The organism is Paenibacillus sp. J22P169, assembly GCF_059691995.1.
In genome coordinates, this window is the sequence record NZ_JCAUAO010000011.1 from 167115 (window position 1) to 179898 (window position 12784).

A 12784-nucleotide genomic window follows, 5' to 3' on the forward strand; every position below is an offset into this window, starting at 1 on the left:
GGTCAGATGTTCAGTCACTTGCCAAGTCGCCCGATTCAATTTTCACTCAGTCGCAAGTCGGCCGGTCAGATGTTCACTCAGTCGCCAAGACGCCCGGTCAGCACTTCCAGCCTAGCCCAAACAAAAAGGCTCTGTCGCAAGATCTTGCGGACAGAGCCTTTACTACGTATTAGTTCATCGATGCGCCTTCTGTGAATAGGTGGAAGGTCACGCCAAACTTATCTTTCACTTGTCCGTAAGCAGGGCTGAAGAATGCTTCATGCAGGTCCATGATGACCGTGCCGCCTTCTTTGAGCGCTTCGAAAAATTGTTTGGATTTACTAGCATCCTTCGTTGTAATACAGATCGTTACATGATCTCCCTGTTGAACCGGTTGACCTGGGAACGTGTCAGAGAACATCAGTTGACTTTCGCCGACTTGCACCATGGCATGGCCAACGAGCCCTTTATGTTCATCCGCAAGCGGGAATTCAGGGTTGGCAGGCATTTCACCGAAGGTTTGCTTAAACAGCACTTGCGCATCCAATGCTTTCTCATAAAATGCAATAGCTTCAGCAGCAGTGCCAGGCAATACTAGATAGGGAGTTAAACGGATGGACATAAATTAACAGCTCCTTAGATCGAGTTATTTGAAATGTAAAAAGTCTACCCCTTATTATTACCACATTTATCCGAAAAAATAAAGAACATATGTTCTAATTTTTGTGTGGAATCAAGAAATAGTTGCCCTCCCTCTTGAATTTCCCCCCTGCCCTCTGAAAGTGGCCTATACTATAATATAGTTGATAAAGACTATCTTCACACACAGGAAAGGTGCTAACGTCGCCTATGAATAAGCTTGCTATCTGGTCGTGGCTATCACGTATGTTCCATTCCTTTTCACTAAAACAACGCATATGGTTTACTTTTGTCATACTAATCACCGTAGGTCTAGTGGCTACTGGGAGCATCGCCTACCTGATCGCGTCCAAGGAAATTCAGCGCAATGCAATGCAGTCCAGTCAGGATACCGTGAATCAATCCGCACAAATTGTGAATGAAAGACTGAAAAATATCGGGACTGCTGTCCGAGCGCTTATGTTCAGCGATGCTTTCAAACAGCTTATGAAGGATGTTCAGAATAAGGACAGCTCCAGCTACTATAAGTCATTAACTGCTCTGCAGTACGTTTTTTCACAAGTGAAGTTCAACGATACTATGATCGAGAGTATACTAATCGCCACGCCAATCGGTGATTTCTATCCAACCTCCAGTGCACGAAATAATGCGACTTCCTTTTACCAATCGGACATGTTTAAGCAGTTTCAGCTCTTGAAGCGGGGGTTTTGGAGTAAAGGGCATGTCGATCCTTTTTTTACGGATAAGCAGCGGGTGATCTCACTCGTAGCGGAGGGTGTCAGCGAAGATTCCATTATGAGTAACGAGCCAACGAATGTCTATGTTGTCATTAATGTGAAAGAAGACGATCTAAGGGATCTCTTTATGGAAAACTTAACGGATCCCAACAAGCACTATTATTTCGTTGATTCGCAAGGTGAAGATGTCAATTACGCGGATCGCACCCAGGATAGAGCATTCATGCAACGTCCGGATTTCGTGCAGCAATTGACAGTCGATAGCAAGGGCTCCTTTTTCTATAGCGATGCAGATCATGAAGACTATCTCGTGAACTATGCGCGACTTGATGTCAAGGATGATTGGATGATTGTTGGGGTTCAGGCCAAAGATAAATTGCTAGCCAAATTGAATGGCATTAAGCAAGCTACGACGTTTGTGACAATCGGCTTTGTCCTCGTTTCTCTGTTTATCACGAACAATTTAACACTCCTGCTCCTCAAACCGCTGTTCCGACTGCAGAAACTGATGAAGCGCGTTGAAGAGAATGATCTGGATGTTCGATTTGAAAGTGTTTATAAAGATGAGGTCTCGCAGGTGGGATTCCGTTTCAACCGGATGCTGGATGAGATCAAGCAGCTCATTGAGGATGTGAAAAATCGGGAGCGGGATAAACGGAAAGCAGAGATTAAGGCGTTATCTGCGCAAATGGACCCGCACTTTTTCTATAACACACTCAATACGATTTACTGTAAATCGGTTCTGGGTGAGAACGAAGATGTGAATGAAATGATTCTGGCGTTATCGAATATGTTCCAATTGAGTTTAAGCGGGGGCAGGGACCTGATCCCTCTCGCGGATGAGGTGGATCATGTTCGTCAATATTTGGCGATTCAGCAAAGGTCCTATGAGAATTTGTTCGTCTTCCGGATGGAAGTCGAGCCTGAACTGCAAGCTTGTCTTGTACCTAAAATCATGATTCAGCCCTTGATTGAAAATAGTATTTTGCATGGCTTCAAAGACATGACCTCTGGTGGTGAAATTCAGCTCACAGCGCGAGCGGATGGCGATTGGCTGCATATCACGGTGGAGGATAATGGACAAGGACTCGTTCCAGAGCTTCTTCTCCAAAGTATGCTGCATCCTTCAACTTCAAAGCATGGCTATGCTCTGCGCAATATTTACACCCGGCTACAATTGTACTATGGGACTGAACAGCGGATGGAGATCACTACGAATGCATGGGGCGGTGCCCGAATTGAACTGTGGCTGCCACGGTATGAGAAAGAGGAGGATTTCCATGGACCGACTAATTAAGCTCTGTGTGGTGGATGACATCCGAAGTGTCGTGGATATGATTACGAAGAAAATTCCATGGGAAGATCATGGGATCGAAATCGTGGGCAGTGCGACCAATGGTGAGGAAGGCTTTGCGGTGATTCGCGAGACGAAGCCAGACCTGATTCTAACGGACATTCGTATGCCCAAAATGGATGGCTTGGAAATGACCCGAAACATTATGGAAATCTTGCCAACGAGCAAAGTTATTATCTTAAGCGCATATACAGACTTTGATTACGCCCAAAAAGCGATCCAATATGGAGCATTAGATTATGTGAAAAAGCCATTTTCCATAGAACAGATTGTGAAAGCGGTCGTAAAGGCGAAGGAAGTGTGGGAGCAAGAAAACCTCAGCCGCACGCAGCTAATCGGTCTCCAACAGAAGATCAAGGAAAGCATGCCAGCTCTCCGGCAGGAGTACTTATCCCTACTTGTTTACCATCAAACCAATGAATCCGAGTTAGCGCGGTTATCCGACTTTCTGGACATTAATGAGCTGAAACCGCCTTTCGCCGTGATGACGATTCAAATTGATCAATTTACCGATAAATATGGTGAAGTGCCTGTAAAGGAGCTTGAGCTTGTCCGGTTCTCGTTGCAAAATATTGTGGAAGAGACGATTGCCTCCAGCAGGGCTGCCGTAGTGTTCCGAGAGGGATTCAATCGGTATATTTGTATTCTGAATGTAACGAATCAAGAGCCGCCGATTACAGTTGCAGACCAATGCTGTGCGAACATTGCACGCCATACGAAATTTACGATCTCGATTGGCATCGGCCAATGTGTAGAGACCGTGCAAGAACTGCCGAAGAGCTATCAGCAGTCGCTTAGCGCGTTATCGTATCATTTTTACACCGGAGGTAATGGCGCGTTCAGCTATAATTCGGATGCTGCGGTAGTTCCTGTGGAATGGATTTATACCGAGGATAGCGAGAATGAGTTTCTATTCGCTTTCCGTTCTGGCAATCGGGATGCCTGCATCGAATGGGCAATGACCATTTTCACCGAGATGGGGAAAGTGTCCGTCCTCCCTGAGCCTGGTGTCATAGAGCGACTGCTGCAAGGTCTTGTGTTACGGATGCTGCGCGTGTTGATGGAGAAATTCCCTCGTCCTAGTCTCATCGAATTCGAAGCGAAGACGCTTGAAATCAGAGACAGCGGAGCCGCTATCCTGGAGTATCGTGCATGGTTCATTGAGCTGTGCGAGATTGGCTGTCGACTCATTCATCAAGAGCGGGCTAGCGAGTCACAGAAGATTATTCATCGTTCCGCCGACTATATCAAAGCGAATTTGGATCTAGATTTGACGCTGGAGCATTGTGCGAAGCAGGTCAATTTGAGTTGGGGCTATTATTCGAATCTGTTCAAAAAAGTAACAGGGTCAACGTTCCAACAGTTCGTTACACAAGCCAAAATGGAACGGGCGAAATCGATGCTGATTGAGGAATTTCAAGTACAGGAAATTGCGCAGCAGCTTGGCTACGAGCATCGGCGTTATTTCAGTGAGGTATTTAAAAAACAGACCGGTCTTACACCGACGGAATTCAAAGAAATGTCGCTGGGCAAGCCCTCCAAGCCGTGAGGGCTTGCCTGTTTTTTGGGTAGGCGGAAGGGCAACATATAGAAATATCTGCCCTCATTCAAGAGTTGACCACATTATCAGCACGCGCAAATTCTTTTAATATTAAAAGTGTAAACAACAGATTTAAGGGAGGCTTACACATGATGAGAAAATTAGGGACGGTCACATTATCAGTCGCACTCGCAGGTAGCTTAGCAGCTTGTAGTTCAAACAAAACCGAAACAGCAGCAAGCCCGGCGGCGTCTGCGAAAGCATCTACTGCTCCGGCAAGCGCGGCTCCTGCCAAGGCGAAAACGAAGCTCTCCTATTGGACGGGTGACCGTCATGATATGGACTATATCAAAAGTGTTGTACAGAAATTTAACGAAACGAATAGCGATAATATTGAAGTTGAAATGGTTGTAAAGACAGAAGACTTCAACCAAGCGATTGATCTGGCTTTTGCTTCCGGTCAAGCGCCTGACATTATTCGTGTCAAAGAAAATACGATTCAACCTTTTGCAGCAAAAGGTTACCTGAAACCGATTGATTCTTATGTAACAGATGCGATTAAGAAGAAATTCCCAGTCATCGATGATTTCAACCGCATTGGCGGCAAAATGTACAGCCTTCCCAACTACGGGTCGACGATTCGTCTCGTTTACAACAAAGAGCTTTTTGCTAAAGCAGGCATAGCAGCACCTCCGAAAACATTAAAAGAAATGGTTGAAGATGCGAAGAAAATTACTGCAGTTGGTAAAGCGAATGGCTCCTACGGGTTTGCTCAGAACTTCAAGAGCCCGGATAGTGCCCTTGGTCGCTCAGCAAGAGTAATCGCAGAAGCTAGCGGATACGGCGGTTTTGGGTATGATTTCAAAACAGCGAAGTTTGACTTCGCAGGGTACAAAGATATCATTCAGTCCTTCAAGCAAATGGTAGACGACGGCAGCACATTGCCAGGTATGGAATCCTTGGATATTGATCCACTGCGCGCACAATTCGCAGAAGGTAAAATCGGAATGTACATTTCCTTCTCCTCGGAGCCAGGCGTATATGCGAACCAATTCCCAGCGAAGATTGAATGGGCTGCAGCACCTGTTCCAACCATTGATGGAACGATCAAAGGCGCAAATTCATTCCTTGGTGGTCAATGGCTATCCATCAGCAACACGACCAAAAATGCCGATCAAGCATGGAAGTTCATGCAGTTTATGTATGAAGATGAAGTATTGAAAACATATCACGAAAAAGGCTTCGGCTTGTCGATGGTACCATCTGTATCCTCCGTTGCCAAAAAACCAGAGATCAAGGGCATTGAAGGCTTCTTGCCTAATGGAAATGACGGCACATGGCCGCTTCAACCAACCGTTACGGTTGAAGGCATGAAATACAATGATGCATTCTTCAAATATATGATCAGTGGCGGTAATTTGGATCAGATTATCACAGATCTAAGCAAGCGTTATAACGATGCGTTGGATAAAGCAGTCGCGAAAGGCGATGTCAAAGTAGCGCCGAATCCAAGTTTCGATCCAATGAAACTAATGATGAAATAAGAGCTAATTGAAGAGTATCAAAGCGAGAGTGGAGCTGAAACTCCACTCTCGCGTTCTTCTTAGCGTTAACTAGATTGATAGGGCCCCCGGAAAGTAATCGGACTATACATCGAAGCTTAGCTTCACTTTTTGGGGTAATTGAGGAGGGAATGGGATGAACAGAACACGCCAGATCGGGTTTTCATACTTATTTTTATTTCCAAGCTTTCTACTGACCATGGTGCTGGGCGTCTATCCGATTGCTTGGGCGATTCGCTACATGTTTTATGAGTACAAAGGCTACGCGGCTCCAACGTTTATTGGATTCGATAACTTCAGACGACTCTTCCGGGATACGGAGTACTGGCATTCTGTCATAAATACATTCGTCTATGCAGGTGGAAAGCTCATCATAACACTTCCGTTATGCTTAGCACTTGCCGTTATATTAAATTCCAAGCTGCGTGGACGCAACTGGTTAAGAGCGATCTATTTTATGCCTACGATCATTAGCTCAGCTGTCATGGCTGTCGTCTTTTTTATCATTTTCAATTCGTACAACGGAATTCTTAATCAGTATTTATTAAAGTTTCATATCATCTCTGAAAGAATCGATTGGCTCGGACCTAAGCATGCGATGCTGACAACGATCATCATTGCGGTATGGGGGGCGGTAGGGAACTACATGCTGTTATTTCTAGCTGGTCTTCAAAATATCCCGAATGATGTATACGAAAGCTCGTCCTTGGACGGCGCGAATAAATGGCAGCAGTTCTGGTATTTAACGATTCCGATGCTAGGTCCCGTGTTGCAGATCGTGATCATGCTCGCGATCATCAATTCCCTCAAAGGGTATGAGAGCATTATGGTTCTAACCGAAGGCGGACCTGTAGGGAAGACGGAAGTCATGTATCTCTATGTTTACAAGCTCTTTTTCCCAACACCATCAGGATCTTTTACTGATCAACAATTTGGTTACGGTAGTAGCGTTGGTTTCATGACCGCTGTCATTGTCGGCATCATCACGCTTGTTTATCATCTGATGTCGAAACGCCTAAACAAACTTCAATAGGGAGGAGACTTGAGAACATGGAAGTGACAGAAGCGATACCTGCTGTTCATATAAAGAAAAAAACGCAGTCGTTCTCAGCGGGGAGATGGGGTGGAAGAGCGCTGCTTTGGTTGTTTTTACTGATAACCGCCTTGCTCATCGTTTTCCCAGTCGTTGTGACTTTTTTAGGCTCCTTTATGTCAAATATGGAGATTACCAAGGGGGGCAAGATATTCCCGTCCTCCTGGCATTTTGAAAATTATAAGGAGGCCTGGGTACAGGCCAACTTTGCGAGATTTACTTGGAATAGCTTGTTCCTGAGTGGAGCAACGACGATCGGCGTACTGACCGTAGCCTCCATGGCAGCTTATGTGGTTGACCGTATCAAATTCCCGGGTAAAGCGATCTATGTAGCGATTCAAGCGTCCACGATGTTTATCTCCATTGGCGCAGTCGTGATTAGACCACAGTTCGAGCTGATGGTGAAGTTGCACCTGAATACGAGTTTATGGGGCGTTGTCCTTATTCTGGTTAGCGGACATGCGTATATCTTCTTTATTCTATTAAGCTTTCTGCAGGGTATTTCCCGAGAACTAGACGAAGCTGCACGAATTGACGGCTGCTCTAACGGAGGCATTTTCTGGCGAATTATTTTGCCTCTAATGCGACCAGGACTTGGGGTTGGGGCGTTGTTTACCTTTTGTGGGGCGTGGAATGAGTACTTGCGACCGTTAGTGTTCACGATGACGAATCCAAAGCTGCAAACGTTGACTGTTGGGTTATCTTATTTGCGGTACGGGACAACAGCTGCGGTTCAAACGCATTATATGCTGGCGGGAGCGTGCTTATCGATTCTTCCGTTGTTGCTGGTTTATATGATTGCGAATCGTTCATTTATGCAAATGACGGCAGGTTCATTGAAAGGCTAGGAGGACTTCTGACCATGGACATCAAGCGTTTAGAGAGACTGCGTAGGAACGCAGGCAATTCGGATTTTCAAGCGGCGATGGGACTGCTAAGAAGGGGTGCGGAAGAAGCGGCGAAGATCACCTTCGCCATTCGCTCCCATGAGCAAGGCGAATGGATGCACTATTATTATTGTGATGAAGATGGGACTCGGCTCACTTTCCAGTGGGACGAGCCCTTTCTTCATCGTTGTTCAACCTGTGGCAAGGAGCGGCAGAGTAAGCGGTTGGATGGGTGCTGGACATCGTTTGCCCATAGCCAGATCGGTCGAGCTGTGTATCACATTGCATTGCTGTACGCGATAGAACCAGATGTGGAACGACTGCAATTCGTTAAATCCTATTTGATGGCATATGCCGATCATTACGAAACGTACGCCATCCATGGGGATATTCCTTATAATGGACCGGGTAAATTATTTGCCCAAACGTTGGATGAAGCGCATTGGATCACGGATCTGGCGCTTGCTTTTGATATGATCCAGGAGCTTCTGACGCCTGATGAGGTTGCTTATATTCGGGCAGGGCTACTGGAGCCCTGTGCTCGCTTTCTCATTGCACATAAAGAGAAGCAAATTCATAATCACTCGGTTTTGATTACCTCAGCGATTGCCGCGCTTGGACTATTGCTCAAAGATAGAAATGTTATGGATGCTGGCTTGGCAGGGGAATATGGCCTGCATGACCAGCTGGAACGCGGGATCTTCGAAGATGGCTTTTGGTACGAGGGGAATGTGCAGTACCATTTCTACGCGTTCAAATCCCTGCTGCACTATGCCTTAATAGCTGAAGGAACACCGTGGGATGTCTGGCAAAAGAAAGCGCTGAAAGCCATGTTCGAGTATCCACTACAGTTGGTTTTGCCGAGCGGCATGATGCCGACGATCAATGATGCAGGGCTTGGGGACCATATCGGCACGTATACGTCGTATTACGAGATTGCTTATGATATTTATGGTGATGGCAAGTATCGCTCACTATTGAATACGGCTTACGGTACAGCCGACGCAGATTCCCGTATGAAAAGCGTTCGTTGTTCGAAGCGAGATTCGATCTATGCCCTGATGTTTGGTCAGGACTTGATTGGACATGTGGAGGAGTCAGACAGGCTTGGAGATGAGGTGCAGCGCACACGCTCTTTGCCAGAGAGCGGACTGACTAAGCTTGTGAATAAAGCTGGTTGGCACGTGATCGTAAAGCATAGCCGTTTCGGCGGTGAACATGATCATATGGATCGATTGGGGATATCCGTCATGCACGGCAGCGTCCCGTTGCTCATTGACCCCGGAACGACAGCGTACGGAATTCCTGCTCATTATGGATGGTTTAAGCACACGTATTCACATAACACGGTGAGTATCGACGGGGCAGATCAGCCGCCACGCGACGGGCATTTGATTCAAATGCATGAAGAGCCTTGGGGCGTATGGCTGGAAACAGCCGTGGATTGGCTAGCTGAGGAATATGTGATGAAAGATCGCATCATCTTGCCTGATGAACTCAATCCTTGGGACAACGACGCCTATCGAGGGGCTCAAATTCGGAGAATTAACGTATTAGGTGAGGATCATCTATTAGATATTGTGCAAGTCACCGTGCCCGTGCCACGCGTGGTTCATTTGACGAATCACTTTAGCGGAACGCTGCTGAGCAATGACGAGGCTATCCATTGGTCCGAGTCGGAAGATCAATTAAGCCGATTAGATCAGCAATGGTTCAAGGAGAAGAAGAAGCTGGAGCAGGATGTTTCGGCATTCGGCTATCAGATGAGTGAGGGAACGTTGGAGCAGCATGTCTGGTGCTCACTGCCATCAAATATATACACCGCATTGACACCTGACAATCCGCCAAGTGGGCAGAGAACATCTTTCATAACTTCCGTTTCTGTTGAACAACGTGTGTTATTTGTGCAAGCCCTGCATTTTGATCCTCGCACGGAGGAGAAGCTTGCGGGGCGACTGGAAGTGGCAGAAATGACTAGCGATACCCTTCAAATATCGTGGAATCATGCGGAATCACAGGCAATTTATAAAATAAAGCTAAATGACGGAAAAGTGTATATTGAGAAGTCGGCTTGATGTCATTATGATACCCATGTGAAGCAATACGAAATAACCTCTCAATCGGGGAAAAGGGTGTGTAAGAACATGAGAAATAAATTGTCATTCCTCAGCTTTTGGTCAATCAACGATGAATTGAATCTGGAACAGCTGCAAGACCAGCTTGACGAGCTCCGTTTAGCGGGGTTGGAGGGTGTTATTTTTCATCCTCGGTTTTATCCCAATAAACCTGTCTATATGAGCGAAGCATATCTGGCCATTCTTTCAGATTTGATTTTATATGCCAAATCCACGGGGATGATCTTCTGGATTTACGATGAAAATGGTTGGCCTTCTGGCACAGCAAGTGGGGAAGTCATCAAAAGGTTACCTGATTCTACCTGTAAGTACGTCAATTGGAGCTCCGATGAGCAGGGAGGGAGACTCGTTTTCGGAGAAACGGCAGCTGTATCCTCCTTAGATCCAGAGGCAACACAAATATTTATTGAGTTCACGCATGAGGGCTATCGCAAAGGCTTGCTTCCCGAAGCTTTTGATTATGTGACAGGCTTTTTCTCCGATGAAGTGGCTTTCCTAGATGGTCATGGGATTACTGTCAAAACAGGCGCGATTCCTTGGGACGATCGATTCCCAACGCTTTATGAAGACAAATATGGGGAAGATTTGCTGCCTCAATTACCATTACTATTTACGAGTGGCGAAGGCTTCGAGAACTTCCGCGTGCGCTACTGGGAAATGTTAACCGATGCCATTGTTACGAGCTTCTATAAACCTGTAGCAGAATGGTGTGCAACGTATGGCAAAAAATTCACGGCTCATGTCAAAGCGGAGGAAAGTCCTTTCTTCCAATTGTCCTACAGCGGTTCAGCGTTTCAAGTGCTGCAACAAGTAGAAACACCGGCCATTGACGCCTTGGAGCGTTTCCCCGGCAATAGCTTTTACCCACGGATTGCTCACTCCGTCGCGATGCAGCAAGGACGTGATGGCGCTCTTGTTGAAGCGATGGGGGGAAGCGGTTGGGGGGTCTCTCCCGAGTCCTTCACCAACTATGTGATGTGGCTGGCAAGTCATGGCGTGGAACATTTCGTGTTCCACTTGAACCAGTTCAAGCTTACCACCCAAGCAGTGCAGGATTGGCCGCCGTCTATGCCAAGCCATCTCACATGGAAGGATGCCTTTCCAGCGCTATTGGCAGCCCTTCAGGAGCAGGCTGATCAGCTGCCGGATTTAAGAGCGAAGCCGGATGTGCTTATCGTAACGCCAACCCGCGGGATTATGGCGAATTTCGATTCGCGTGATGCGATGCAAATGAATGAGCATGACGGGTCGAACATTCCCGCAAGTACAGCAGGAATCCTTAATGCGAAGCTGCTTGCGCTCGTAGAGGCTTGCTACGAGGCAGGGATTCATTACGAGTTGACCGAGGAGCGGGGCATCGAGGAAGCCGGCATTGTCATGGACGGCAAGCTGCGGATTGGCATGCGGGATTACACGCATGTACTTCTAGCAGACGGCTGTCGTTGGCATGACCCAGCGATCGTAGAGCGACTGCGCGAAGCCGGGGTTACGATTTGTGATTCGGAGGATTGGCAGCACGTGCTGCCGTTGAAGGGCCCATCCGTACTAGCCGCTAAGGAAGAGACTGAAGGGGCTCTCGTTACGCAGACATCGTGGATGGCTGAGGTGCCCCAGTGGAATCAGGTCTATGTGGAGCTACAACCACATGAGAAGGGGACGTTGAAAGCTGAAATCAACGTAGACCAGGCAGATTCATTTGGCGGGATGTCACTCTTTTTACATGATGACGTGAGTGCGGTTTGGTTGAATGGTGAGGAATTGAAGGTCATCCCAACGGCAAGTGGCTTCGTAGCGGCTGTTCCAGCAGCGCTTGTAGTGAACATAACGAAGCTATATATCGAAGTAACACCGTTACCAGAGGGAGAAGCTTGCCCCATTGTTTTCTTACGCGGTCAATTCATCGTCACGAGTAAAGCGCCGCTTATCGAGAAGGACGAGCATCAATGGATGCTCGAAGGTCCATTCGAGCTAGCTCCAATGCCATCCGTGATCAACAGTGCTAACTTGATAGCAGCAGGTTTCCCATTTGCAGGATCATCTGTTGCAGTGAAGAAAGCTATACATTTGAACAACGTGGAACATGCAGCCATTGAGCTAACGCATTTATGGGCGGATGCTGCCTTGGTGAAGCTGAATGGGGATGAGCTGGGTTGGTGCTGGGGGCCGAGTTGGTCGGTGCCGCTTCCGCAAGCATTGAAGGAAGGCTCGTATGAGTTAGAGGTTCTGTTATATCCGAGTACATTCAATCTATACGGACCTCATCGTCATGTGGACGGAGACCGTTATTTAACGAGTCCAGACCAGTATAAAGGTGTTAAAAATTTTGCAGACCGTCCAGATGCGCCTGAACAAACGAAGGTGGATTACGCCCATTTCGTCAAATGGGGGATTTCAGGAGACGTTCGGGTACTTCATCAGAAATAAGGTGTCGAATGCCACTTGCAGATACACACTTTCCAACCGTATAAAGTCCTATAGAAAGCTGCCCTCGATATGCCGGGGAATGCGGTACAAAGCTTTGCATTTTCTGTGGTATCTGCAAGATACCTGAGGATTGAAGGCACAAACTTTCGCCCGAATCCGACGGATGCGAATAGCTATCAGATGGCATTCGCTGAGGTTGAAGTGTACTGATTTGTTGGAGACACCCACGTTAGCCTTGGGGCTGATGTGGGTGTTTTTTGTGTGTGGCGTGCGGAGAGTAACACAGTGGTGGGAGGCGAGAGCGAATTGCACAAATAGATGGATTTTTGCTCTTCTGTCAAGAAAGTGGACGTCACTAAGTTAAGCTAACCGCTGGTAGTAGAGCTGCTCGAATTGTGCGGGGGACATGTAACCAATTGTGCTATTCGACCTTG

Annotated in this window: 9 protein-coding genes; 8 read left to right on the top strand and 1 reads right to left on the bottom strand. The window is 47.0% G+C overall.

Annotation, left to right across the window (positions count from 1 at the left end; all coding sequences use genetic code 11):
- Positions 1-169: 169 nt before the first annotated feature.
- Positions 170-601, bottom strand: a complete 432-nt coding sequence (locus tag AC58QG_RS31660) for a VOC family protein (RefSeq protein WP_497366013.1) — start codon at positions 599-601, stop codon at positions 170-172.
- A gap of 227 nt (positions 602-828) precedes the next feature.
- Between AC58QG_RS31660 and AC58QG_RS31665 the strand changes: the two genes are divergently transcribed.
- From AC58QG_RS31665 to AC58QG_RS31700, 8 genes are all read left to right on the top strand, one after another.
- Positions 829-2652, top strand: coding sequence for a cache domain-containing sensor histidine kinase (locus AC58QG_RS31665; protein ID WP_497366014.1), 1824 nt, complete (start codon positions 829-831; stop codon positions 2650-2652).
- Positions 2636-4258, top strand: a complete 1623-nt coding sequence (locus tag AC58QG_RS31670) for a response regulator (protein WP_497366015.1) — start codon at positions 2636-2638, stop codon at positions 4256-4258. Before AC58QG_RS31665 ends, AC58QG_RS31670 begins: the two co-directional genes overlap by 17 nt.
- Positions 4259-4398: 140 nt before the next feature.
- Positions 4399-5793, top strand: a complete 1395-nt coding sequence (locus tag AC58QG_RS31675; protein ID WP_497366016.1) for an ABC transporter substrate-binding protein — start codon at positions 4399-4401, stop codon at positions 5791-5793.
- 154 nt (positions 5794-5947) lie between these two features.
- A complete protein-coding gene (locus tag AC58QG_RS31680) occupies positions 5948-6844 on the top strand; it encodes a carbohydrate ABC transporter permease (RefSeq protein WP_497366017.1) in 897 nt (298 codons plus the stop codon).
- Positions 6845-6861: 17 nt separating this feature from the next.
- Entirely contained in the window at positions 6862-7752 is an 891-nt protein-coding gene (locus AC58QG_RS31685) for a carbohydrate ABC transporter permease (protein WP_497366018.1), read from the top strand.
- 14 nt (positions 7753-7766) lie between these two features.
- Positions 7767-9866: a heparinase II/III domain-containing protein gene (locus AC58QG_RS31690; RefSeq protein ID WP_497366019.1), complete on the top strand. Its 2100-nt coding sequence runs from the start codon at positions 7767-7769 to the stop codon at positions 9864-9866.
- A gap of 69 nt (positions 9867-9935) precedes the next feature.
- Positions 9936-12350: a hypothetical protein gene (locus tag AC58QG_RS31695; RefSeq protein WP_497366020.1), complete on the top strand. Its 2415-nt coding sequence runs from the start codon at positions 9936-9938 to the stop codon at positions 12348-12350.
- 69 nt (positions 12351-12419) lie between these two features.
- Positions 12420-12560: a hypothetical protein gene (locus tag AC58QG_RS31700; protein WP_497366021.1), complete on the top strand. Its 141-nt coding sequence runs from the start codon at positions 12420-12422 to the stop codon at positions 12558-12560.
- Positions 12561-12784: the final 224 nt, after the last annotated feature.